The organism is Rossellomorea vietnamensis, assembly GCF_001305855.1.
GTDB classification, from domain to species: Bacteria; Bacillota; Bacilli; order Bacillales; family Bacillaceae_B; genus Rossellomorea; species Rossellomorea vietnamensis_A.
On the sequence record NZ_LIXZ01000003.1, the window covers coordinates 182,911 to 208,515 of the forward strand.

The window sequence follows — 25,605 nt, forward strand, 5'->3', positions numbered from 1 at the left end:
TTATAAGCTCGCTTCCACTGCTTCTTTCTCTTTCATGTGTGATCGCTGTGCCGAGCGGTTCACAGCATTTAAATACGCCCGGGCTGATGCTTCCAATACATCTTGAGCGGTTCCGCGTCCGCTTGTATTTTCACCGTCATACTCCAGTCGGACATACACTTCGGCGAGGGCGTCACGACCGCCGCCCACTGAGTTGATTTTGTAATCCAACAGCCTGGACTTGCCCGGTAGGATTTTTTCAATGGTATTGTAGATCGCTTCCACGCTACCGGAACCCGTTGAAGCAAGGCGGGTTACGTTTCCGTCTTCAAACTTCAATTCGATCGTGGCCGTCGGGATATTGTCCATGCCGTATTGAACCTGCATTCTTTCCAGTGTAAACCCGACACCTTCAGTCATTTCCGTCTGCTTATTCGTCAGGATGCTGAAGAGATCTTCATCTACGATTTCCTTCTTCTTATCCGCAAGATCTTTAAATGTGTGAAATGCTTCATTCAACTTCTCATCCGTTAAGTCAAAGCCCAGCTCGACGGCTTTATTCTTGAAAGCGTGACGTCCTGAATGTTTTCCAAGGACGAGACGGTTGGAGTTTACTCCAATCAGTTCCGGTGTGATAATTTCGTAAGTTGTTTTCTCTTTCAATACGCCATCCTGATGGATCCCCGATTCATGTGCGAAGGCATTATCCCCTACGACCGCTTTGTTGGCAGGTACCCTCATCCCGGTCAGCTTGCTGACAAGAGAGCTTGTTTTCTTGATTTCATCAAGCTTCAGTCTGGTCGTCGCTCCGTAAAAATCTTCACGGATCCGAAGGGCCACCGCCACTTCTTCCAATGCAGCATTCCCGGCACGTTCACCGATTCCATTGATGGTTCCCTCAATTTGATCGGCTCCGTTTTCAATGGCTGCAAGGGAATTGGCCGTCGCCATGCCAAGGTCATCATGGCAGTGTGCCGATAGCTTCACCCCGTCGATATTCGGGACATTCTCTCTTACGTATCGAAACAATTCACCGTATTTATGAGGGGTGATATACCCCACCGTGTCAGGAAGATTGATGACGGAAGCTCCTGCATCAATGACCCTTTCCATGATCTTTACTAAAAAGTTGAGATCCGATCTGCACGCGTCTTCCGCCGACCACTGAACCACCGGGAAAAATTTCTTCGCGTACTGAACGGCCTGGACGGCTGTATCGATGACCTGATCCGGTGACATCTTCAGCTTATGGGTCATGTGGATGGGCGACGTTGCAAGGAAGACATGCAGCCTTGGTTCGGCCGTTCCTTTAAGGGATTCCCAAACGGCATCGATGTCCCGCTGCTGCGCCCGTGCAAGCCCCGTTACCGAGCTGTTCTTGATGGTGGAACCGATCCGTTGCACGGCATCGAAATCCCCTTTTGAAGCTGCAGGAAATCCAGCTTCAATGACGTCCACTCCCAGTCTCTCAAGTTGTTTCGCCACCTCGATCTTTTCAATTGTATTAAGATTTACGCCCGCTGACTGTTCTCCGTCCCGTAGAGTTGTGTCAAAGATCTCAATGGTTCGCACTCGCTACCACTTCCTTTTCTTTAGTTGAAGGTTTTTGTACAAATGGCATCATTTTACGAAGTTCTCTTCCAACGACTTCAATCGGGTGCTGACTTTCACGATGATTGATGGCGTTGAATTCCGGACGGTTCGCCTGATTCTCGAGGATCCATCCCTTCGCAAATTTTCCTGTTTGGATATCCGTCAATACTTCCTTCATGCGGGCTTTCGTTTCTTCGTTCACGACCCGTGGACCTGACACGAAATCTCCCCATTGAGCTGTGTCTGAGATTGAATAGCGCATGCCTTCCAACCCTTGTTCATACATCAGGTCGACAATCAGTTTCAATTCGTGTAAGCACTCGAAATAGGCGACTTCTTTCTGATAACCGGCTTCGACCAGCGTTTCAAATCCTGCTTTCACCAGGGATGTCACCCCTCCACACAGGACTGCCTGTTCCCCGAATAGATCGGTTTCCGTTTCTTCCTGGAAGGATGTCTCAAGAATTCCTGCACGTCCTGCGCCTACCCCTTTTGCATACGCCAGCGCCAGTTCTGCGGCTTGCCCTGAAGCGTCTTGATAAACCCCAAAGAGTGCAGGCACTCCGGCTCCTTCTTCAAATGTCCTTCTTACCAGGTGTCCCGGTCCTTTAGGTGCTACCAGGAATACATCCACATCTTCCGGAGGGACGACTTGATGGAAATGGATATTGAATCCGTGTGCAAATGCGAGTGCTTTGCCTGATGACAGGGCCGGCTTGATTTCTGCCTCATACACTTTCGGCTGATACTCATCCGGAAGGAGAACCATGATGACGTCCGCCTGTTCACATGCTTCCCGCACGGAGTAGACTTCAAATCCGTCTTTTTCCGCCTGGTCCCACGACTTTCCTTTTCTCAATCCCACTACAACATCAAATCCGCTTTCCTTCAGATTTTGAGCATGTGCGTGACCTTGTGAGCCATAACCGACGACCGCTACTTTCTTCCCTTTTAAAACCTCTTCATTCACATCTCCGTTATAATATACCTTTACCATTTCCCTCATCCTCTCCATTTTTTGAATAATTAGTTTTTATAAATGTGGAGCTTCTAATTCACGATTGAATACTGCTTCAGATCCGTGACCGATTTTCCATTTCCCCTGGCAAAAGCCGTGATGCCTGTACGGGCGATTTCCTTGATGCCATAAGGTCTTAATAGATCGATGATGGCTTCTATCTTGGATGTCTCCCCCGTTACCTGCACCGTCACGCTGTCCCTGGCCACATCAATGATGGCAGCTCTAAAGGGTTCCACGATTCCATTGATTTCCGACCTGGTCTGTCCTGTGCTCAGCACCTTGATGAGTGCGAGCTCCCTGGCGACGACTCCTTGATCTGTGATGTCGGAAACCTTGAGGACATCGATCTGTTTATGGAGCTGCTTTAACAGCTGTTCGATTTTGCGATCGTCCTCTACATTGACGACGAAGGTCATCCTTGAAATTCCTTCCGTTTCTGTATATCCGACCGAAATACTTTCGATGTTGAACTGACGCTTTGTAAACAATCCGGTCACCCGGTTCAAGACACCGCTCCGGTTATGAACAAGGGCGGTTACAATCCGTTTCCTCATGGTTTCACCCCTAACATTTCGTGTAATCCTTTTCCTGGAGCCACCATCGGGTAGACATTTTCCTTCGGATTCACCCAGCAATCGATGAGCACGGGTTCATCACTTGTTAAGGCTTCTTTTAACACAGTATCCACTTCCTCCTGGGTCTTCACTTTGTACCCCTTGATCCCATATGATTCGGCCAGCTTCACAAAATCAGGCTGGGTGGAGAACACCGATTGCGAATACCTCTTTTCGAAGAAGGTTTCCTGCCACTGTCTCACCATTCCAAGTGTCCCGTTATTGAGAAGGACCACTTTAACAGGAAGGTTCAGCTCTTTCAGGAGAACAAGCTCCTGGAGAGTCATCTGGAATCCCCCATCTCCTACAAACGCAACCACCGTATTGTCGGGATTGGCGAGCTGTGCTCCGATGGCTGCGGGGAATCCGAATCCCATCGTGCCGAGTCCTCCGGATGTGACCCAGTTATTCGGCTTTTTAAAAGAATAGTATTGTGCCGCCCACATTTGATGCTGTCCCACATCCGTTGTGACGACGGCTTCGCCATTCGTCATTTCGTACACCTGCTCGATCAACCGCTGAGGGGATAACACATCATGAGCCTGGTTATACCAGAAAGGATATTCCTTTTTATATGACTGAAGGTGCTGATGCCAGGCATCAAAATCAGGCTTCTCGGTCTCATGCTGAAGGAGTCTGGCAAGCGCCTGTTTCGCATCGGCTACGATCGGGATCTGTGTTTCAACGTTCTTCCCGATCTCAGCAGGGTCGATGTCGATATGCACCACTTTGGCCCTTGGTGCAAAGGTAGCAAGATTCCCTGTTAACCTGTCATCAAAACGGGCACCGATATTAATGAGCAAGTCGCATTCATGGAGGGCCATATTACTTGCATAACACCCGTGCATCCCTGCCATGCCAAGAAAAAGGGAATGGTCTGCAGGGAATCCCCCTAATCCCAATAAGGTGTGAACCACCGGGATGTCATATTGTTCAGCGAACGTCCTCAATTCCTCGGTCGCCTTTCCATGGAGGACTCCCGCACCCGCTAAGATGACGGGCTGTTTCGAAACCTTGATCGCATCCACCAGTTTTTTGATTTGGAGGGGATTAGGTTGGAAATTAGGCTGATACCCAGGGAGATCCATCTCCACTTCATGAACGGGATACGCTTGCTGCAGAGTCAAGTCTTTCGGAATATCTACGAGTACCGGTCCCGGCCTGCCCGTTGACGCAATGTGAAAAGCTTCCTTCACAATCCTCGGTAAATCTTTGAGATCCCGTACCTGGTAATTATGCTTTGTGATCGGCATCGTAATGCCTACAACGTCCGCTTCCTGGAATGCGTCGGTTCCGATCACCCCTGAAGCCACCTGCCCGGTGAAGACGACCAGAGGCAGTGAGTCCATCATGGCATCAGCGATCCCTGTCACGAGATTCGTTGCACCGGGTCCTGAAGTGGCGATGACCACACCCGGTTTTCCCGATACCCTGGCGTATCCTTCCGCCGCGTGGATGGCCCCCTGCTCATGACGGGCGAGTACGTGCTTGATCGGGGCTTTGTAAAGAGCATCGTAAATCGGCAAGACCGCTCCTCCAGGATACCCAAACAGAATCTCAACCTTTTCCTCCTTCAACGACTTCATGAGCATATCAGCACCGTTGACATATTCCGCCAGTTTCTGTGAAGCCAGTTCTGCCTCTACCTTCGCTCTCATTGCCTATCTCCTCCTTTATTACTTTTTCTTTCAAACAAAAAAGACCTTTCCACCCACTACGACAGAGTTCATCTTTCGCAGGGGCGAAAAGGCCTTACTTCCTTTCCACGGTACCACCCTAGTTCAGAGACACCGAAGCATCTCCCTTTGCAGGCCGATCGGTTTCACCGGCCTTTGTTTTTGTAACGAGTATCATCTACTCGATCGTTCCTACTTACACGGTTCAGAACGATACTCAGAGGGGATGTCGGTATTGGTTGTATTACTGGTTTGCAGCACCACCAGCTCTCTGAAAATACGGTTCCCAATCCTTTTACCTCTTCAACGCTTTCACTTATTCCGTTTTCAAGATTCCACCTGTACTAGCTGATGTAACAAGTTTGGCATATCTTGCAAGATACCCTTTTTTGATTTTCGGAGGAGGCTGTACCCACTCCTGTTGTCTGAACTTCAACTCTTCTTCAGAAACCATAAGGGAAATCGTCCGGTTCGTGAGGTCAATGAAGATGGGATCTCCATTTTCCACCACCCCGATCGGCCCTCCTTCAGCTGCTTCAGGGGAAACATGCCCGATTGAAATGCCCCGGGATGCTCCTGAAAATCTGCCGTCTGTCATGAGTGCGACTTGCTTCTCAAGCCCACGTCCTGCAATGGCTGCCGTCGGTGCCAGCATCTCCGGCATCCCCGGTCCGCCTTTAGGACCTTCATATCTGATGACGACCACATGACCTTCTTTTACTTCTCCGCTTTCAATTCCGGCAAGGGCTTCATCCTGGGATTCATATACGATCGCTTCACCCATGAATGTTTTAATGGATGGGTCGACTGCCCCTACCTTGATGACACCGCCATTTGGAGCGATATTCCCGAAGAGGACGGATAATCCCCCGACTGGACTGTGGGCATTTTCCCTGCGGCGGATGACATCATCATTTTGAATATGAGCATCCTTCACATTTTCATAAAGGGATTTTCCCGTAACGGTGATGCGGTCTTTGTGTACAGCTTCCATTTCACACAGCTCTTTAATGATGGCGCTGACGCCTCCAGCATTGTGAACATCCTGCATGGAGTAATCGGATGCCGGGCTTATTTTGGATAAATAGGGAACCCGTTCAGCGACTTTATTGATCCGGTTGATGTCGTAATCGATTTCTGCCTCATTGGCAATCGCCAGGGTGTGAAGGACAGTATTCGTTGAACCTCCCATTGCCATATCCAAAGCGAACGCGTCATCGATCGTGTCCTCCGTTATGATATCTCGTGGCTTGATATCTTTTTTCACCATTTCTACAAGATGTTTCGCTGCGTCCTTGATCAATTTGTGCCGTTCTTCTGAGGTGGCTACGATCGTCCCGTTCCCCGGTGGAGCCATTCCCAGCATTTCCATCAAGGAATTCATGGAGTTCGCCGTGAACATCCCGGAACATGATCCGCAAGTCGGACACGCATTGGCTTCAATGTCGAGAAGCTGTTCCGCCGTCATCCTTCCTGACTGATGAGCTCCGACTCCCTCGAAAACAGATACGAGGGACAACGGTTTTCCATCGCTCGAAACACCCGCTTCCATCGGGCCACCCGATACAAAAACGGAAGGGACATTGGTTCTGACTGATGCCATTAGCATTCCCGGTGTGATCTTGTCACAGTTCGGAATGTAGAACACCCCGTCGAACCAGTGAGCGTTGATGACGGTTTCTGCTGAGTCGGCAATCAGTTCCCGACTCGGGAGTGAGTACCTCATTCCGATATGACCCATGGCGATCCCGTCGTCGACACCGATCGTATTGAATTCGAAGGGGATTCCCCCTGCTTCCCGGATCGCTTCTTTCACCACCTGGGCGAATCCGTTTAAATGCATATGACCGGGTATGATGTCGATGTAAGAGTTACACACCCCGATAAATGGTTTTTCCATGTCTTCGAGCTTGACTCCCGTCGCATATAGTAAACTGCGGTGGGGAGCCCGGTCGATCCCTTTCTTGATCATGTCACTTCGCACGTCATCACCTCCAACTTAGCCGACTTGAGCATTTTGTTTGTAAACTTTTCTTCCATCTTGCGTGACAGTGTTTCTGAATTCCTGCAATAATTGTTTCGTATACTTTCCAGGTTTTCCGTCTCCGATGACGCGTCCGTCAACTTTTACAACGGCAATGACTTCAGCGGCTGTCCCTGTTAAGAACACTTCATCTGCCGTGTATACATCATGCCGGGTGAAAACTTCTTCTTTCATTACGAAACCTGATTTTTCGGCGATTTCGATGATGGCATTCCGGGTAATCCCTTCCAGCGCCCCTACATATCCTGGCGGCGTGAGGATTTTTCCTTTTTTCACGATGAAGATGTTATCCGCAGATCCTTCTGCTACATATCCCTGATCATTCAACATCAATGCTTCGCTTACGCCTGCAAGATTTGCTTCGATTTTAACGAGAATGTTATTTAAGTAGTTTAATGATTTAACTTTGGGTGACAGAACATCCGCACGATTTCTCCGGCTAGCGACGGTAACGATATCGATGCCCGTTTCATATAAGCTTTTAGGGAAAAGGGCCAGCTGTTCTGCGATGACGATGATTTGTGGCTTTTTACAAGTGAATGGATCCAATCCCAAGTTTCCAACACCCCTGGAAATGACCACCCGTATGTAGGCATTCTCCAACTGATTTTTTTTCAATGTATCAACGATAATGTCGCTCATCTCTTCTTTAGAGAGCTCAATGTGCAACATGATTGATTTTGCAGAGTCATAAAGGCGATCAACATGTTCTTCCAGACGGAACACGTTCCCATCGTACATTCGAATCCCTTCGAACACTCCATCTCCATATAGAAAACCATGGTCGTACACAGATACAACTGCGTCTTCCTTTTTTACGTACTGCCCGTCTAAGTAGATCCACTGTTCGTTCATGTTAATCATTCCTTTCCCGGTTGAAATTTATTTGATTATTCTGAAATTTATTTTTGCAACGAAAGTACGTTGACTGTAAGCCTGTGGAGAGGGGGCTGAATCGGTTTATGACTGCCGCTTCCCGCCGGCTCAGGTTTTTATATTGAGGACAATATTACTCCCGTTTCACAGGAAGGTCAACAGGGTTTTTGTGAATTATTTGACTATTTAGATTAATCTGATTATAAGTAAACGCTTACATCTTTGTCCTAATAGAGTTTATGGTTAGAAAAATTTTTTTGAGATTTTTTTCATCAGGGGGGTGAATGGTCATTCAGAAGTGGCGAATATCCCGATCCAAAATTTTTCGACAAAATGCTACAGGAATGGGGGTTCGGGGAGTTTGTACCCAGGATGGATCGGGACAGGTGCATCCTTTTCACCATTTTACTTTTTAAGCAACATGCCTTTCCATTCAAAAAAAAAGAATCAATCCAGACAGCAAGGCCTCTGGATTGATTCTTCTATACCCATGTATACATATAATTCTCATCTTCGACATCGTTTGCTTTTTTGACAATTTTCAACGGCTTGAAGGTATCGATCATGACAGCGAGCTCCAACGTTTCTTTTTTTCCGATACTGGCTTCCGTCGTTCCTGGATGAGGACCGTGTGGGATTCCGCTCGGATGAAGGGTGATTGATCCTTTCTTGATTCCTTTTCTGCTCATGAAGTTTCCTTCAACATAATACAGCAGCTCATCACTATTCACGTTGCTGTGATTATACGGAGCCGGAATCGATTCTGGATGGTAATCATATAACCGCGGCACGAATGAGCAGACCACAAAGTTATGCCCTTCAAACGTTTGATGAACAGGAGGCGGCTGATGGACACGACCGGTGATTGGCTCGAAATCTTCTATGTTGAATACCCACGGATACAAATATCCATCCCATCCCACGACGTCAAGTGGATGGTGATTCAATACGTGGGAATGGAGCGCACCCCTTGACTTGGTGATCACCTCAAACTCGCCCTTTTCATCCTTGGTTTCAAGCTTTTCCGGGCCGCGCAGATCCCGTTCACAGAACGGACTGTGTTCCAGTAGTTGCCCGTACTCGTTGCGGTAGCGACGAGGAGTCGTGATCTGACTGAATGACTCGACGATCAGCATCTTCGTCTCTTCTTCAGGAAGTACACGGTAGATGGTGCCGATCGGAATCACCACATAATCACCTTTTCCATACGTGATCGTTCCGAACATCGTCTCTACCTTTCCTTTACCAAAATGGATATAAAGCATCTCATCTCCATCACCATTCCGGTAAAAGCTTGTCATCTCTTCTGTGACATAGGCAGTCCCAATCAAAAGATCGGAATTACCAAGTAAATACTCACGGCTCTTTAAGGCACAGCCTTTCTTTTCTACCTTATCTGTAATGAAATGTCGATGGCGAAGAGCACCTTCTTCCTCAAATTCCGGCATATAACTGCCTAAATACTCTGTTTTCGCCACTGCCGTCGGCAAATGATGATGATACAGAATCGACTGTGTTCCCGAGAACCCCTTCGTCCCCATCACCTGCTCCCTGTAGAGGGTGCCGTCGTCCTTTTTAAACATGGTGTGACGTTTGTGAGGTATGCTCCCCATTTGTCGATAGTACATGGTCTTCCTCCTCTCTTCTCTCTGCAATCGTATTCTTTAAAACTCCTAATCCCTTAATCTCTAATTCCACCACATCCCCGGGCTTCAACCACGGATGCTTCTCGGGACCAAGCTCTAAAATACAGCCGGTTCCAACCGTACCGGATCCGATCACCTCACCGGGATACAGGGTGACGTCTTTCGATGCGCGTTCAATCATGTCTCCAAATGTATAATGAATATCCTGATAATTCCCCTGTGATAAAAGCTTCCCATTCACTTTAGCCGTCATGGGCAGGTCAAGACGGTCACCACTGCGATAAGTATCCATCTCATCCTTCGTCACTAAACAGGGACCGAAAGATGTGGCAAAATCTTTTCCTTTCGCAGGACCGAGTCCGACTTTCATTTCATGCTTCTGAATGTCCCTTGCACTCCAGTCGTTCATGATCATATATCCGTAAATGAAGTCTTCCGCATGGTCGCTGGAAATATTCCGGCCTTCTTTACCGATGACGCAGGCAATTTCCAGTTCATAATCCAGCCACTCACAGCCAGCCGGCCTTTCAATATGATCGAGGGGACCCTTGACGGCCAAATGATTGGTAAAATAGAAGACGGGGAAGTCATACCATTCCGGCACCACGTCGAGCCCCCTCCGTTTACGGGCCGTTTTCACATGCTCTTCAAACGCATAGAAATCCCTGATGCTGACAGGTCTTGGAATCGGTGCCTTCAGTGTGACGTCCCGTAATGGATACACTCCCTCGTCTCCCTCTGAAAAAGCACCCAGCTCCTTCATCCGTTTCAGCCCTTCATCACCAAGATCGATGATGGATACCATATCTTCAGGGAGTGACCCGCCGCTTACAGCATGGATGTCTACGACAAGATCATCCTGAACGATTCCGGCCCTCACTTCTCCTTCTTTTATAAAACTAACAAGCTTCACGTCATATCACCTTTTTCGAATCAATTCAAATGAATCGGATAATGGTTTGGTGTACATCTGACCGGCAAGCCTTCCCACCGGTTTGAGTTTCCCTGAATCTATTTTCCCGTCATAATAGAGTTCATCATTGATTCTCACACATTCTACCTTCCCGATGACCAGGCTCCCTGCACCTGGATGATCGCCGAAGTGAAGAACGTCATGAAGAACGCATTCCAACTGAACCTTGCTTTCCGTTACTCCCGGCGGTTTTACCGTGATCGAGTCTTTCTTCGTAAGCCCGACCTGTTCAAATTCATCAACGACGGATTCAAATTCAATGGCACAGTTGTTCATCTCCTCCACGAACTCTTCACTTACGATATTGATGACAAATTCCTTCGTTTTCTCAATGTTCTGGAGGGTATCCTTTTTGCTGCCATCTTTCCCTCTTCTCATCGGGGAGAAACAGACAAGCATAGGCTCTGCAGAAATCGCCGTAAAGAAGCTGTAAGGTGCCAGATTTGCAATCCCTTTTTCATCAAGGGATGATACGAAGGCAATCGGCCTTGGCAGGATCGAGCCGATCATCAATTTATAAGCTGCCTGCCACTCAAGCGACTGGGGTTTGATATCCATTTAGTTCACCCCTTCATTATTTAAAATGGCTTCCAGAGCTCCAACAAATCGTTTATTATCCTCTTCGGTTCCAATCGTGACCCTGACCGTGGTCGGATATCCGAGAAGCGTTCCTGAACGGACGACGAGACCCCTTTTGACAAGTTCATAAGAAACCATGTCCCCATTCAACCCTGTATCCACCATGATAAAGTTCGATTGAGAAGGGAAATAGGATAAGCCCAATCGGTCGAATTCCCTCTCCAAATCATGACGACCCTGTTCGTTCTTATGGGTGCACTCCCTTATAAACGCCTGATCTTCCAGGGCAATGATCGCCGATTTCTGAGCAACGGTATTCACATTGAAGACATCCTTCACTTTACGGAGCTGTCCAGCTATTTCTTCATTCATGACCCCGAATCCGACCCTTAGTCCGGCAAGGCCATATATTTTCGAAAATGTCCTGAGGACGATCAGATTTTCGAAAGCAGGCAGAAGCGGCAGGGTTTCTAAATAATCATCGGTTGTCACGTACTCCATATAGGCTTCATCGACCACCACCAGGATGTCTGGCGGTACGTTCTCGATAAAATGCAGAAGCTCTTTTTTCCCGACGATGGTACCCGTCGGATTATTCGGATTGCACACAAAGATGATCTTTGTTTTTTGCGTGATATGGTCAAGCATCCCTTGTAAGTCATGTGTACCTTCTACCAGAGGGACAATGACCGGAGTGCCTCCTTCTATCAACACATTGGTCTGGTACCTGGGAAACGTCACGTCGGCCATGATCGCTTCGTCGCCGCTATTCAAGTAGGCCCTCGTCAACAGTCGGATCACTTCATCCGATCCGTTCCCGAATACGAGTTGTTCTATCGGAACCCCTAAGAATGCTGAAACTTTTTGACTCAGATCAACCGCAGCCCCGTCCGGATACAAAAACAGGTCGCTTCCGTTCTCTTTAAACCACTCTTTTACTTTCGGAGAGCAGCCATATATATTTTCATTTTCCGATAACTTTCTGATGGAACTGAGCCCGTGCTCCTTCTTTAAGTCCAGAAGTGTCTTCCCCAGCACATATGGAGCGATATGTGTGACCGCTTCTCTTGTTTTGAACTTCAATGTCATACATATACCCTCGCCTTCCTCATGGATGAAGGGGGTCGACCCATGTGTTAGCTTATCTCCCCGTTCAAATATGTACCTGCAATCTGTACGATATTAAGCGTAGAAGCAGCTAATCTCTTCATGAGTTAACCCCCTGACCGGTCCTTTGACCCCCGTTATATATGTTCTATCTGTCTATTTTTTTATTTATAGGTTTCCTCTGCGTTCCTGTTCACGCTCGATGGATTCGAATAGTGCTTTAAAGTTTCCTTCGCCGAATCCTCTTGCCCCTTTACGCTGGATCACTTCGATGAATAGTGTAGGACGATCAACGATTGGCTTCGTGAAAATTTGAAGCAGATACCCTTCGTCATCCCGGTCTACTAAAATATTCAACTCTTTAATTTGCGAAATCTCTTCATCGATTTCACCTACACGCTCTGAGAGCATTTCGTAGTAGGAATCCGGAGTGTTTAAGAACTCCACTCCATTTTCCTTAAGGATCCCGACTGTCTTCACAATATCCTCTGTCAGGATGGCAATATGTTGCACTCCTGGACCACCATAGAACTCAAGATACTCCTGGATTTGTGATTTGCGTTTTCCTTCAGCAGGTTCATTGATCGGGAACTTGATGCGGCCGCCGTTATGCATGACCTTGGACATCAGGGCAGAATATTCGGTTGTAATGTCTTCATTCGTGAAGTGACGCATTTCCTTGAAGCCCATCACTTTTTCGTAGTATTCCACCCACTCTTCCATGCGCTCCACGTTTCCGACGACGTGGTCGACAGCGATGATGCCCGCATCTTCATTTTTGAGAGCAGTATCATATTTTTCAAAGCCAGGCATGAAAATCCCTCTGTAATCCTTACGTTCCACTAGTGTATGGATCGTATCCCCATATGTACCGATCACGGCTTTCTTCACTTTTCCCTGATCATCTTCGAGTGTTGAAGGAGGCATGATTTCAATCGCACCCTGTTCCACGGCTCCATTGTAAGCCTTTTCAACATCATCCACGACAAGGGCGATGTCTTTGATGCCGTCTCCGTGTTTCTTCACGAATTGGGATACCCGGCTTCCTTCGTGCAGACTTCCTGTAATGAGCAATCTTACTTTGTTTTGTTGCAGTACATAGGATACCGTGTCGCGATTGCCCGTTTCTAGTCCTGAATAGGCAACGGTCTTAAAGCCGAATGCTGTACAGAAGAAGTGGGCTGCCTGCTTTGCATTCCCTGTATAGTACTCTAAATAGTCTACATCCCTTACCGGGAAGACCTCTTCTACCTTAGCCTGCTTTTTTGCCACGTTCTCTTGCATATTAACCCCTCCATTAAACGTTAGTATATTCTGAATATTATATTAAATAGTTTCACAGGACTTCTCAAGAGCGGCTAGTAAAGCTTAGACGCTTCTCTGTGATGAAGTCCGTCCCTCTTTTTATCTCGCTGGTTCCTTTTTTCGGGGAGGCATATGTACAGCATCCCCCTTTAATCCTTCTACTGCTTCGAGCATGGTCTCATTCATGCTTGGGTGGGGATAGAGGGGAAAGCGAAAGTCCTCATCCCTCGCTGCCATTTCTAGTCCCATTACACCTGCAGTGATCAGCTCGCCCGCGCCCATTCCCATCATATGGACACCTAGGATGATATCCGTTTCACTGTCTGACACGACTTTGACGAATCCGTCCTTCTCCTCTGTAAGCTGGGCGTACCCATTTCCTCTGACGGGGTTCTCACTCACTGTGACCGAATAGCCCTGCCTCTCTGCTTCCTCTTCTGTAAGGCCCACGTACGCCATCGGAGGACTCATCTGTACCACCGTAGGCACAAACCGCAGATCCACCTCTACCGGAAGTCCCGCCATGGCCTCTGCAACCGCCTTCCCCTGCTTGATCGCCTTCACTGCGAGGGACGGACCTTCCGTCACATCCCCGATCGCCCAAATATGGGGAATGGAGGTCCGTCCCTCCCGATCTGTCTGGATATAGCCCTCGTCGGTTATTTCCATCCGGAGACGGTCGAGACCAAGTTCTGATAGGTTCGGTTTCACTTGTCCGGTCACGACAAAGTGAGAGCCTTCGACGGAGACCGTTTCTCCGTTTTCTTTTTCGATCTCAGCGATGACATGTCCGTCCCTTTTGCAGGCTTTTTTCAGCACGCAATTTTTGATGACACTGATTTTTTGTTTTTTGAACTGCCTGGACAATTCTTTAGCCAGGGAGGTATCGAGTGCTAATTCTTCACTCAAGATTAACGTGACACGACTTCCCAATGTTGTGAAAACGGACGCAATCTCCAATGAAATATAATCTGCACCATATACGATCAGTTCCCGGGGAATCTCCTCCAGCTCAAAAACCTGTCTTTCCTTCAGGACAGTACCCCCATCGAAGATGATTTCATCCGGGTAGTGAAATTCTCCACCTGTCGCCACGATCGCCTCTTTAAAATTAAGAAGACTGAACTCATGACCATTTTCGACCCCTATACGGGATTCTGACAGAAAGGATGCCGTCCCTTTTACGATTTCCACCATATTCGCTTTACAGAGGGATTCCACACCGCTTCTGAGCTGGGTGATTTTTTTATGTTTATAGTGTTGAAGAGTCGCAAGGTTTGCTTCTACTTCCCCAAACTCCATTCCCATTTCCTTCAGGTGTTTCGTCTTTTTGAATTCCTGGGCAAAATGGGTGAATACCTTTGACGGGATGCATCCCTTATTTAAACAGGTCCCCCCAAGAGCCTCCCGTTCGATCAGCGTGACGTGTCTACCGAGGCCGGCTGCTCTGATCGCTGCGTGATAGCCGCCTGGACCTCCTCCGATGACAACAACGTCTTTTTCTTCTGTAATTTCTCCCACTACCATTTACATCAACTCCAAAAGCATGGATTGAGGCTCTTCAATCAAATCTCTTAAACGATTCGTGAACGTCACGGCCGTACCGCCATCCGCCACTCTGTGATCAAATGACATGGATACATTCATCATGGAGCGGACGACAATTTCGTCCTTATCATTCACCATCGGACGCTTCTTCGTTTTATGAAAGGCGACGAGGGCCACTTCCGGTTCGTTAATGATCGGAGTGGCTCCGATCGAACCGTTCAACGGGCCGACATTGCTGACCGTGAAGGTACCTCCTTTGATCTCTTTCATCGCAAGCTTGCCTTCCTGCGCCTTAACGGTGAGCGCCTTCATTTCAGCCTGGATTTCTTTCATCGTTTTCCCTTCCACCCCTTTGATGACAGGGACGATCAGACCTTCATCTGTATCGACTGCGATACCGATATTATGCTGGGATTGAAGCTTGACGCACTCTTCTTCTTCATTGAGGCGTGCATTGAAGATCGGGAACTCTTTTAAACAAACAGAAAGGGCTTTGACAAAATACGCCCCCATGGAAATGGACTGGCCGCACCGTTTCATCGTATCTTTCCAGACTAATAGATTCGTTACGTCGATTTCTTCAAAATGAGTACAATGCGGAATCGTTCTGAGCGACTGTGACATTTTGGAAGCGATCTGTTTTCTTCTGCCCCGGAAAGGGATGGTGTGACCGGTGTGCTCTTCAGTAGTCACTTGAACAGTGGCCACACGTTCTTCCTCGGGTTTAGGAGGCGGCCCGACTTCCCCTTTCATATAGAGGAGAACATCTTCATCGACAATTCTCCCCCCTGCTCCGGAACCGACCACTTCTTCTATGTTGATCCCATTTTCCCTTGCGATTTTTCTCGTATACGGGGAAGCAAGGATCCTTTTCTTCTTCGAGACCTGGGTCGTTTGGGGAACAGTACGGCGGGTTGCCTCACTATGTTCCTTTTCCATCAACAGGACCGTCGATCCAACGGGAATCGTCTCACCTTCATTTACGGTGAATTCCTTGATCACACCTGAAAAAGGTGCCGGGATCTCCGCCGTCATTTTATCTGTTTGTACCTCTACAAGTGGTTGATCCGCTCTCACGACATCCCCCACTTTCACAAGAAAGTGATTGATGTTGGCTTCTGTCATCCCTTCCCCTATATCATGAAGCTTAACTTCCATGGACTCCCTCCTTGTCTAATAGCGTGCCACTCTCTCCACTGCAGCAAGCACTCGTTTACTGTCAGGCAAATAGAAATCTTCAAATCCGAAATACGGAACAGGCGTATCAAATCCTGTCACGCGTTCTGTAGGCGCTTTTTGATATAAAAAGGATTTGTCATTGATGATCGCCAGTACATCATTTCCAACCCCACCCGTTGCATGGGCTTCATGGACGATGACCGTTCTCCCTGTCTTCTGGACAGAGTTTGAGATCAGATCTTTATCAAGAGGATAGAGAGTTCTAAGATCGAGTACCTCGCAGGAGATCCCTTTTTCACTCGCTTCTTTCGCTGCATCCTCGGCAACCTTCACCATCGCTCCCCACGCAATGATCGTGACATCCTCACCCTCTGTCACTACCTTGCCCTTCCCGATTTCCACGGTGTATTTCTCTTCCGGCACTTCCTCTTTGGAGGACCGGTAACATCGCATAGGCTCAAGGAACAGGACGGGATCGGGGTCTTCGATCGCCGCAATCAGAAGACCTTTGGCATCGTACGGCGTTGCCGGACAAACCACTTTGATTCCCGGCATATGAGTGAAGAGTGCCTCTGTACTATCGGAGTGGATTTCAGGTGCGCGTACCCCCGCCCCATAGGGAGCCCTGATGACCATTGGACAGCTGAAATGTCCGAGTGTCCGTGCACGTATCCTTGATGCATGAGTCATGATCTGCTCGTAGGCAGGATATATGAATCCTAAAAACTGGACCTCGGTCACAGGACGAAACCCGTTCAACCCCATCCCGATTGCGGCACCGATAAATCCTGCTTCACTTAAAGGTGTGTCAAGAACCCGGTCTTCCCCAAATTCCTGTTGCAGGCCATCCGTCGCCCTGAACACACCGCCATTGGTACCGATATCCTCACCCATTAACAGGACATCGTCATTTTCCGCAAGCATCACTCTCATCGCATCCGTGATGGCCTGAACCATCGTCAACGTCTTCATTTTCGTTAAGGTGTTCATTCTACTCACCTCTCAATTGCTCAAGGAGCTTTTCTTTTTGTTCCTGGATGGTCCACGTCGGAGTGGCAAACACATAATCGAAGATCAAGCTCGGATCTGCGGCTGGGTAAGCTTCCAGTTCGTCGACGGCAAGGTCCACTTCCTTTGTACATTCCTTTTGAACAGAAGCCTTCCATTCCGCGTCAAGCCAGCCCCTTAGCTCCATGTATTTTGTTAAGCGATCGACAGGGTCATTCTCCTTACGCCGCGAATCGCTTTCCTGCTGATCACGGTACTTCGTCGGGTCATCGGCTGTCGTATGGGCACCGTATCTCCACGTCACGGACTCGATCAAGGTAGGTCCGTCCCCGTTTCGTGCCCTCTCCAATGCGTTCAGTGTTTCAAAATAAACCGCAAAAATATCATTGCCGTCGATTCGGACGCTTGGGATATCGTAGGCGAGTGCTTTCTGGGCAATGGTTTTCGTTTTCATTTGTTTGTGCATGGGAACAGATATGGCATACTGATTATTTTGATTGAAGAAGACGACCGGAGCCCCCCACACGCTTGCCAGATTCAAGCCTTCATGAAAGTCCCCTTCAGAAGTGGCACCGTCGCCAAAGTAGACAATGGATGCATTACGTGTCCCTTTTCTCTTTTCGGCAAAAGCTGCCCCTACCGCGTGGGGAAGCTGAGTCGCAATCGGGATGCCCGGGGTGAAGATGTTCTTACCTTCAGGAGGCACACAGCCTTCATTCCTCCCTTTCCAGAAAAGCAGGATGTGGAGGAGCGAATGGCCGAACGTCATGGTCGCACCATGGTCCCGATAGGACGGGAATAACCAGTCTTTATCTTCCAGGGCCAGGGCACTCCCGACCTGGGATGCTTCCTGTCCTTCATATGGTGCATACGTCCCGATCCGCCCCTGACGCTGCAGGCTAACGGCTTTACGGTCGAAGGTGCGGATCCTGATGAGATGCCGGTAAAAGGTGCGGGCTAAGTCCTCTGTAATCAGCTTTTCATATTGATTTTGAACCAGTTGTCCTTGTTGGTCCATGACTCGGACCAGTTGAAATTCCTCGATCATTTCATCACCTCTTGTGGTACATTATTGGTAAAGATTTGAGATATTCATGTTTTTATGGAAGAATACCTGTATTTACGTTCTCACCGCCCATTTCGGACGCTTCGCATGAGAGAAGAAGCTGTTTCTTCTCGTGCGTGCGTGAATCCGGTCCTCGCAGAAACGGTTGGCCGCTTCCACCGTGGTCATATGCTGATTTTCTGACTGCAGATAGATGTTTTGAAGGCTGTTGTAGATGGCACTCGTTTTTTGAAGGACCCGTTCTTTGTTCGGTTCATATAATTCGTCCGCCACCTGGATCAGTCCGCCGGCATTGACGATGTAGTCAGGTGCGTACAGGATCCCTTTTTCGTGCAGCTTCAAACCATGTGATAGATCTAATAATTGGTTGTTGGCAGAACCCACGACCGCTTTTACTTTCAGCTGATCCACCGTGTGATCGTTAATGACTCCCCCGATGGCACACGGAACGAAGACATCCGCATCGACAGAATAAATTTCTTCTCCCGATACGACCTTTATGGCCGCTCCCATGCTTTTCGCTTTCGCAACCAGCTGATCGATTGACCTTTGGCTGATATCAGTTACATACAGGTCTGCTCCCTCTTCCAGCAGTCGTTCGGCTACTTTGAACCCGACCTTCCCGAGTCCCTGAATGGCGTAGCTTTTCCCGTGAAGGTCTTTCGAGCCCCATACGTTTTGGTTTGTCGCCTGCAAGCCATTAATCACGCCCATGGCAGTCGGGATGGATGAATCACCGCTCCCTCCGTACTCTTCATTGACGCCGACGATACAATTGGTCTCTTTCAGGGCATACACGAAATCTTCAGGCGTGGTCCCCATGTCCGTCCCTGTATAGAATCTTCCGTTTAGGGATTCAACGAATTGACCGAAGGCACGGAACAGTTCCGGATGTTTATCTGTTTCCGGATCTCCGATTATGACCGCCTTCCCGCCACCGAAGTCCACGTCGGCTGCGGCACATTTATACGTCATGCCTTTGGATAGGCGCAGGACGTCCTCAAGCGCTTCGTCCACTGATGCATACGGTCTCATGCGGCATCCGCCAAGAGCTGGTCCAAGAGTGGTATTATGTATGGCGATGATGGCTTTAAGCCCTGTTTCTTCATCGTTGCAAAATACGACTTGTTCATGGTTTTGTATTCTCTGGAACATATCCATTTCATTTCCCCCTACAAGCTCTCTGTTTGTAACCGCTTTCAATTCAGTCGATACTTTAGACACTGTGCTTCCTCCTTTTACTACTAGCTTACTAAATGGATCTAGCTCTCTTGTATTCTCTCTTTAATTTTCTCTTTGGGTAATACCACTTGCTTCACTTCACCTATTCCAATGAGTCTGTCATTCTCTCGATCTCTGACAGTCACTTCGGTTACGATGACATTTCGTTCATATTCAATAACGTTCGCTCTGATTTCAAGATGGGAACCTGTTTTCGCCGGCGCCACATGTTGGGCGTTCACCTTTGCCCCCATTCCTTCTTCGTGATCTTCCAAATAGGGTAGAATGACTTTCCTGGATGCCCACTCCATGTGATACACCATCGACACCGTTGAATACGCGGGATGAACCACACTTCCTTCGAACTGGGCATACATGCCGGGGGTGACTTCAGTCGTAATGACGGCTGTATGTCCTACTGCTAATCCAGACTTCATTGCTTTCCCCCCTTTAAACCAACGAATAATACATTTTTATATAACGTTAATTCAACGATATAATAACATTTTGTTTTATAAATAGTCAATAAATTGTTAAAATATTTAAAATATTATATTAATATAGGTTATGCATAGGGACGGACTTCCGCATCGCGGAAGGTCCGTCCCTCACTCTATTAACGCAAAAAAGCAACGGAACCAAAGTCCCGTTGCTTTTTACAGAAGGTTGTTCATTTTTTATCAGCCTATGAAAGAAGGGCACGGTCACTTGCCAGTTGACTGCCTCGGATCCTCTGGAATTCATGGAGCAGTCCTTCGACGGTGAGATGCTTCTTCTGTTCTTCATTCACTTCAAGGATGATCTGTCCCTTATCCATCATGATCAGACGATTCCCGAGATCCAGCGCCTGCTGCATATTATGGGTGACCATCAAGGTAGTGAGCTTGTACTTCTCCACAATCTCTTTTGTCAGGTTCGTAATCAGATCCGCACGTGCCGGATCAAGGGCAGCCGTATGTTCATCCAGCAGTAGGATCGATGGCTCTGTGAAGGTCGCCATCAGGAGGGAAAGGGCCTGCCGTTCTCCACCCGACAATAATCCTACCTTGGCATTCAGGCGGTTTTCAAGTCCGAGATGAAGGGTTTCAAGTACTTCTTTAAAGAACACTTTCCGTTTTTTCGTGACCCCCATTTTAAAGGTCCTCGTCCGGTTCCGTGAATACGCCATGGCCAGGTTCTCTTCTATGGTCATTGATGGCGCCGTCCCTGCCATGGGGTCCTGGAATACTCGGCCGATCAGCTTTGAACGTTTATACTCAGATACCTTCGATACTTCGTGATCATCAATCAACACATTTCCGACATCGGGAAGCAGGACCCCTGATACGATATTCATCAGTGTCGATTTCCCGGCACCGTTACTCCCGATGACCGTGACGAAATCACCTGGTTTCAGAGAGAGCTGAATATCATCTAGGGCGATTTTCTCATCCGGCGTCCCTTCATTGAATACTTTATGAATTCGATTTAATTGTAACACCGCCATCACCCTTTCTCTCTGAAATCGGCGTCTGGTTTATTCGTTCCGCCATTCGTTGTGCCTTCCGTTTCTTATCCTTGTAACGATCCATCACCTTAGGCATGACAAGTGCCAGAATAACGATGGTCGCCGTGATCAGTTTCATATCTCCTGTTTCAAGGAAATCGACTCGAAGAGCCATGGAAACGACCAATCGGTAGATAATCGCCCCACCGATTACGGCTAGGGTCGTACGGGCAATTGTCTTCGTTCCGAATAATGCTTCACCGATGATGACAGAAGCGAGCCCGATGATGATCATCCCGATCCCCATTCCTACGTCTGCAAAACGGCTGTACTGGGCGATCAGGGCACCGGATAGGGCCACCATCCCATTTGAGATGCCTAAACCGAGAATGATCATCAGATTCGTATTGGCAGAGAAGCTGCGGATCATCCGTTGATTATCCCCTGTCGCTCTCAATGCCAACCCGATTTCCGTCTTCAGAAATGCATCTGTCAGAAATTTGATCACAAGCGTAATGATCGTCATGATGAATAGAATGCTCCACGTTCCCGGAACAGGTTCCCCCAGCCCGATGGCCGTCCATACTTTATTAAGGGCGGCATCGATTCCAAGAGGGGACCAGAATCCTTCAATCCCTGTAAAGGCAGTATCCTGACTGAGCAGGGGTACATTCGATCTCCCCATGATCCTGAGATTGATGGAATAAAGGGCGATCATCATTAAAATCCCTGATAATAAGGCATTAATTTTACCAAACGTATGAAGTAAACCTGTTATACATCCTGCTATAAATCCGATCACTATCGCCGTAATCGTTGCGATGACGGGGTTTACGCCACTGACGATCATGGTTGCAGCGACAGCGGCCCCTGTTACGAAGCTGCCATCGACTGTTAAATCAGGAAAATCCAATATCCGAAAGGACAGATAGACTCCGAGGGCCATAATAGCGTAAATGATTCCAGATTCAAAGGATGCGAATATTGCTGTTGGCACGAATCATCATCCCTTCCTATTTTTCTTCGATAAACTTCCCAAGGTCTGACCAGGCTTCCTGTACTTCCACACCTTGTTCTTCAGCTGCCGCTTTATTGAACATCAACTCAAAGTTTTCCGGAGCCTGTACAGGGAGTTCAGAAGGCTTTTTCTCTCCTTTTAAAATCTTCACCGCCATCAACCCGGTTTGGTAACCAAGATCTTCATAGTTGAATCCACTCGCTGCAATGGCTCCTTTTTTCAATGAATCAAGTTCTCCTACAAAAAGAGGAATATCCTTTTCATTCGCTACCGTGATGACGGACTCAAGGGCTGAAACGACTGTGTTATCTTTAGGGATGTAAAGGGCATCGACCCTTCCTACCATGGATTCAGTCGCCTGCTTCACATCTGCGGACGTTGAAACCGTAGCCTCAACCACTTCAACACCGGCTTCTTTAGCAAGCTTATTCACTTCAGCTACTTGAACAACAGCATTTTGCTCTCCGGAATTATACACAACCCCGATTTTCTTCGCTTTCATTTCATCTGTAATAAAGTGGAGTGTCTTTGAAATCGCTTCTGGGTGAGTGTCTGTCGTCCCTGTTATATTCTCACCTGGCTCGTCAAATGACTTGACCAGTTCAGCACCTACAGGATCAGTGACAGAGGTGAATACGATTGGAATATCTTTCGTTGCATTCAGGGCAGTTTGTGCACTTGGGGTTGAGTTTGCAAAGATGAGGTCTACACCGTCCCCGACAAAGTTCTTCGCAATGCTTTGAGAGTTACTTTGATCTCCTTGAGCGATTTGAACATCATACTTAACGTTTTCGCCTTCTTTGAAACCGTTTTCATCCAGAGCCTTCTTGAAACCTTCAAACGCCGCATCCAAGGATGGATGTTCCACAATCTGGGTTACCCCGATGACATATTGTTTCTCACCATCTCCATCGCCGGAACTCTTATCACTACCACATCCTGATAGGATCAGCATTCCAAATAACATAGAGATCACAACAAGTAATAAACTCTTCTTCTTCACAGAAATCCCCCTTTTTCTCTTCCTGATATATGATCAGTAGTCTACTAGACTAGCAAATCCATGTATGATAAAAATATGAGCGAACGTAAATACAACGTTATAGTATCACTCCTGTCACAAAATAGTCAATAATATTCGGAAAATTTAAAAATTAATACTAGTATAGTCGGTCTTGGAATGAATATCTATAGGAAATGACGGAAAATTTGTGTCGAATGGTGAACCCCACCAAAAAAGCGCTCACCCTGCAAGGGAAAGCGCTTAGGAAAACCTCAATCTATTAAGATCGCATTCCATAACTGGAAAGCTCTCTAAAAATCCTGTGTGCATCGCTCATCATTTTCTCCAGAAGCTCTTCTACCCGAGGAATATCCGCTACAAGTCCCGACACCTGACCACCGTTTATAAAGCCCTGATCCAGCTTTCCTTCAAGTGCCCCAATCCGGTGATAATCCTCGGACGTCATATGGTTGAACTCATCAGGAGCGACCCCCTCCCGCTCTTTTTGAAGCAACCCATCCGCATAATGTGTCTTCATCACCCGTCTCACCCTGCCGACAGAACGGCCCACGATGACCGTGCTATCGTCTTTTGCATCTACCAAAGTAGATTTATAGTTTTCATGAAAAGGAGCTTCCTTGGTCGCGATGAAACGTGTTCCCATCTGCACCCCGCTCGCACCAAGGGCAAGCATGGACGCAAGTCCCCGTCCATCACCAATCCCTCCTGCAGCCACTACGGGAATCTTTACAGTATCAACAAGCTGTGGGATTAGAGCCAGAGTGGTCGTTTCCAGGTTGGAGTTGATCCCGGCAGCTTCATATCCTTCCGCCACGATCACATCTGCGCCAGCATCTTCTGCCTTCTTCCCCTGCTTTTTCGAAGCGACGACGCAGATCACCTTTACGTTGTGTTCATGAAAATAGGGAATGAGCGGGGATGGATTTCCCGCTGATAAGGAAACGACCGGTATTCCATGCGTCACCACTAAGCGAACCATTTCTTTCAGATATGGTGTGATGGAAATCGGAATGTTCAAAGCGAAAGGCTTACTGGTCTTCTTTTTTGTTTCGATGATGATCTCTTCCACTTCCTCCACCCCCATGGTCCCGACTCCGATTGTACCGAGGGCTCCTGCTTCAGAGATAGCCGCCGTCAACGGGGCATTGCTGATGTTCCCCATGCCTCCTTGAATGATTGGATACTTTATATGTAAGACGTTCGTTAGGTTATTCATAATAATCCCCCTTCGTTAAATTCATGTTATACTTTTTGGAATTGTTCGACAAGTCCCTCCGCAGGATTCTCGAGGTCCGTCCCTCTAAAAAACCACCTGCCGTTTCAAAGCGGCAGGTGGTTACTTCAATCGAGCAATAAAGGATGTGTCATCACATTATAGCTAAGGTCTTTGTTTTTCAGTTCGTTTCCGTCTTCGAATACACTTTCAAAGAAACGGGATGCCGGTTCTGCGAGTTCTTTGTAGTATTCTCCGAACAGAGTGGCTGCGTGGGCCCCGAGCCATTTTTCAGGTAGCAGTTCTTCCGGGAGGCCTGGATCGACGAAGAGGAATTTCCGGTATTCATGGACGAGCTTCGTTCTTTCCACGAAACATTCGGCATCGCTCATTTGCCCTTTACTGATTTTACTCTTATCAATCATATATTGTTGGCTGTACCGGGAAATGAATTCCTGGTAGCGGTCATTGATTTCGTTCAGATCCCAGCTCTTTTCTATTAACCGTTGATTGTCATTCGGACCTTTATGTTCTGCGATGAAAAAATCGACGTACTCTTTAATCTCGTACTTATCGATAAGGGATTGCACTTGTTTCTCCAGGTTGTTGGGAGAAATCCACGTACTCGTCGACAGGGTTCCAAACCCGCTCCAAACCAGCTCTTTTCTCAGTTCATCACGGATACTCCTGATCTCTTCAGGAATGGAGTACATAAGGATCCTCCATTTACCGTCCCACTGCTCAGGCTTCAGCTTAAAGATCCTGTTTGCCGCTTCTTCCATACGGACCTCGCCTCGTTCAGTCAGTGAGTAATAGCTTTTGTTCCCTTGTTTCTCCGCCTGGACCCATCCCTGCTTGTTCATCCGGGAAATCGCGGCACGGACGGCCTGATCATTATGACCAAATTCATTCAGCAGGCGAATCAAACTGCCAATCCAAATTTTATTTCCGTAATGGCGTATATAGTCCCCATATAGTGTAAAGATCATTGATCTTGTATTCATCGCTGCCTCTCCTTTTATCCTATCACATTCATTTATGACGTTAATTTTACGTTTAGTTAATATAATATCACAAACATTCCGTGAAAATAAATGAATATTCTTTAAAATAAAAAACCAGGCTCTTGGGGGAGCCTGTCCTTCAATGATACACCTTCAACATCTCCAACATCTTCACAAAGTCATACGTGTTTACGACTTTCTCCTTGGACCAGTTTGCCTCGATCCACTTTACCAGTTCCTCCTGGCTGTTGAAGACTTCCCCGCTCGTATCCGCCTTCCTGATCATAAATCTGCCGTTATCTTCATCTGCGACTACGAGACAAGGAATCTCGCTCTCGACTGTCATGATTTCAAATTCCATCTTTATCACCTCACTTCTATCCTTTCTAAAAAAGAAACCTCTTAATCACAAAAAGCCCTGCAAA

The 25,605-nt window shown here is 47.6% G+C and carries 23 protein-coding genes; all 23 read right to left on the reverse strand.

Annotation, left to right across the window (positions count from 1 at the left end; genetic code table 11):
* Positions 1 to 1,551, reverse strand: coding sequence for a 2-isopropylmalate synthase (locus tag AM506_RS05575; RefSeq protein WP_060671499.1), 1,551 nt, complete (start codon positions 1,549 to 1,551; stop codon positions 1 to 3).
* The gene (gene ilvC, locus AM506_RS05580) at positions 1,538 to 2,569 is read right to left on the reverse strand and encodes a ketol-acid reductoisomerase (RefSeq protein ID WP_060671500.1); all 1,032 of its coding nucleotides are present in this window, start codon (positions 2,567 to 2,569) and stop codon (positions 1,538 to 1,540) included. The genes AM506_RS05575 and ilvC overlap by 14 nt, the downstream gene beginning before the upstream one ends.
* Positions 2,570 to 2,622: 53 nt before the next feature.
* Positions 2,623 to 3,147 (reverse strand): acetolactate synthase small subunit, encoded by a 525-nt coding sequence (gene ilvN / locus AM506_RS05585; protein ID WP_034761039.1) that lies wholly within the window; start codon positions 3,145 to 3,147, stop codon positions 2,623 to 2,625.
* Complete coding sequence (gene ilvB / locus AM506_RS05590; RefSeq protein WP_060671501.1) at positions 3,144 to 4,865, reverse strand: acetolactate synthase large subunit; 1,722 nt, start codon at positions 4,863 to 4,865, stop codon at positions 3,144 to 3,146. The genes ilvN and ilvB overlap by 4 nt, the downstream gene beginning before the upstream one ends.
* Before the next feature lie 334 nt (positions 4,866 to 5,199).
* On the reverse strand, positions 5,200 to 6,867 hold the full coding sequence (gene ilvD / locus AM506_RS05595; protein WP_060671502.1) for a dihydroxy-acid dehydratase: 1,668 nt from the start codon (positions 6,865 to 6,867) through the stop codon (positions 5,200 to 5,202).
* Between the two features lie 15 nt (positions 6,868 to 6,882).
* Positions 6,883 to 7,782: a branched-chain-amino-acid transaminase gene (gene ilvE / locus AM506_RS05600; RefSeq protein ID WP_060671503.1), complete on the reverse strand. Its 900-nt coding sequence runs from the start codon at positions 7,780 to 7,782 to the stop codon at positions 6,883 to 6,885.
* 503 nt (positions 7,783 to 8,285) lie between these two features.
* Complete coding sequence (locus AM506_RS05605; protein ID WP_060671504.1) at positions 8,286 to 9,431, reverse strand: homogentisate 1,2-dioxygenase; 1,146 nt, start codon at positions 9,429 to 9,431, stop codon at positions 8,286 to 8,288.
* Entirely contained in the window at positions 9,379 to 10,362 is a 984-nt protein-coding gene (locus AM506_RS05610) for a fumarylacetoacetate hydrolase family protein (RefSeq protein WP_060671505.1), read from the reverse strand. Before AM506_RS05610 ends, AM506_RS05605 begins: the two co-directional genes overlap by 53 nt.
* A 6-nt stretch (positions 10,363 to 10,368) precedes the next feature.
* A complete protein-coding gene (locus AM506_RS05615; protein ID WP_060671506.1) occupies positions 10,369 to 10,980 on the reverse strand; it encodes a flavin reductase family protein in 612 nt (203 codons plus the stop codon).
* Complete coding sequence (hisC, locus tag AM506_RS05620) at positions 10,981 to 12,090, reverse strand: histidinol-phosphate transaminase (protein WP_060671507.1); 1,110 nt, start codon at positions 12,088 to 12,090, stop codon at positions 10,981 to 10,983. It abuts the gene before it with no gap.
* A 186-nt stretch (positions 12,091 to 12,276) separates the two neighbouring features.
* Complete coding sequence (gene hppD, locus AM506_RS05625) at positions 12,277 to 13,392, reverse strand: 4-hydroxyphenylpyruvate dioxygenase (RefSeq protein WP_060671508.1); 1,116 nt, start codon at positions 13,390 to 13,392, stop codon at positions 12,277 to 12,279.
* A gap of 120 nt (positions 13,393 to 13,512) precedes the next feature.
* Complete coding sequence (locus tag AM506_RS05630) at positions 13,513 to 14,940, reverse strand: dihydrolipoyl dehydrogenase family protein (RefSeq protein ID WP_060671509.1); 1,428 nt, start codon at positions 14,938 to 14,940, stop codon at positions 13,513 to 13,515.
* Positions 14,941 to 16,119: a dihydrolipoamide acetyltransferase family protein gene (locus AM506_RS05635; RefSeq protein WP_060671510.1), complete on the reverse strand. Its 1,179-nt coding sequence runs from the start codon at positions 16,117 to 16,119 to the stop codon at positions 14,941 to 14,943.
* A 15-nt stretch (positions 16,120 to 16,134) separates the two neighbouring features.
* Positions 16,135 to 17,130: an alpha-ketoacid dehydrogenase subunit beta gene (locus AM506_RS05640; protein ID WP_060671511.1), complete on the reverse strand. Its 996-nt coding sequence runs from the start codon at positions 17,128 to 17,130 to the stop codon at positions 16,135 to 16,137.
* A gap of 1 nt (position 17,131) precedes the next feature.
* The gene (gene pdhA, locus AM506_RS05645; protein WP_060671512.1) at positions 17,132 to 18,196 is read right to left on the reverse strand and encodes a pyruvate dehydrogenase (acetyl-transferring) E1 component subunit alpha; all 1,065 of its coding nucleotides are present in this window, start codon (positions 18,194 to 18,196) and stop codon (positions 17,132 to 17,134) included.
* 72 nt (positions 18,197 to 18,268) lie between these two features.
* Positions 18,269 to 19,375, reverse strand: coding sequence for a Leu/Phe/Val dehydrogenase (locus AM506_RS05650; RefSeq protein WP_060671628.1), 1,107 nt, complete (start codon positions 19,373 to 19,375; stop codon positions 18,269 to 18,271).
* 101 nt (positions 19,376 to 19,476) lie between these two features.
* Positions 19,477 to 19,872 carry a thioesterase family protein gene (locus AM506_RS05655; RefSeq protein ID WP_060671513.1) on the reverse strand — a complete coding sequence of 132 codons (396 nt, stop codon included), beginning with the start codon at positions 19,870 to 19,872 and terminating at the stop codon, positions 19,477 to 19,479.
* 248 nt (positions 19,873 to 20,120) lie between these two features.
* Entirely contained in the window at positions 20,121 to 20,915 is a 795-nt protein-coding gene (locus AM506_RS05660; RefSeq protein ID WP_060671630.1) for an ABC transporter ATP-binding protein, read from the reverse strand.
* Positions 20,890 to 21,918, reverse strand: a complete 1,029-nt coding sequence (locus tag AM506_RS05665; RefSeq protein ID WP_060671514.1) for an ABC transporter permease — start codon at positions 21,916 to 21,918, stop codon at positions 20,890 to 20,892. Before AM506_RS05665 ends, AM506_RS05660 begins: the two co-directional genes overlap by 26 nt.
* A 16-nt stretch (positions 21,919 to 21,934) precedes the next feature.
* Positions 21,935 to 22,906: an ABC transporter substrate-binding protein gene (locus tag AM506_RS05670; protein ID WP_060671629.1), complete on the reverse strand. Its 972-nt coding sequence runs from the start codon at positions 22,904 to 22,906 to the stop codon at positions 21,935 to 21,937.
* Positions 22,907 to 23,222: 316 nt separating this feature from the next.
* Positions 23,223 to 24,179, reverse strand: a complete 957-nt coding sequence (locus AM506_RS05675) for an NAD(P)H-dependent flavin oxidoreductase (protein ID WP_060671515.1) — start codon at positions 24,177 to 24,179, stop codon at positions 23,223 to 23,225.
* 125 nt (positions 24,180 to 24,304) lie between these two features.
* Positions 24,305 to 25,180 carry a phenylacetic acid degradation operon negative regulatory protein PaaX gene (paaX, locus tag AM506_RS05680; protein ID WP_060671516.1) on the reverse strand — a complete coding sequence of 292 codons (876 nt, stop codon included), beginning with the start codon at positions 25,178 to 25,180 and terminating at the stop codon, positions 24,305 to 24,307.
* A gap of 139 nt (positions 25,181 to 25,319) precedes the next feature.
* Positions 25,320 to 25,541 carry a hypothetical protein gene (locus AM506_RS05685; RefSeq protein ID WP_060671517.1) on the reverse strand — a complete coding sequence of 74 codons (222 nt, stop codon included), beginning with the start codon at positions 25,539 to 25,541 and terminating at the stop codon, positions 25,320 to 25,322.
* Between the last annotated feature and the right edge of the window lie 64 nt (positions 25,542 to 25,605).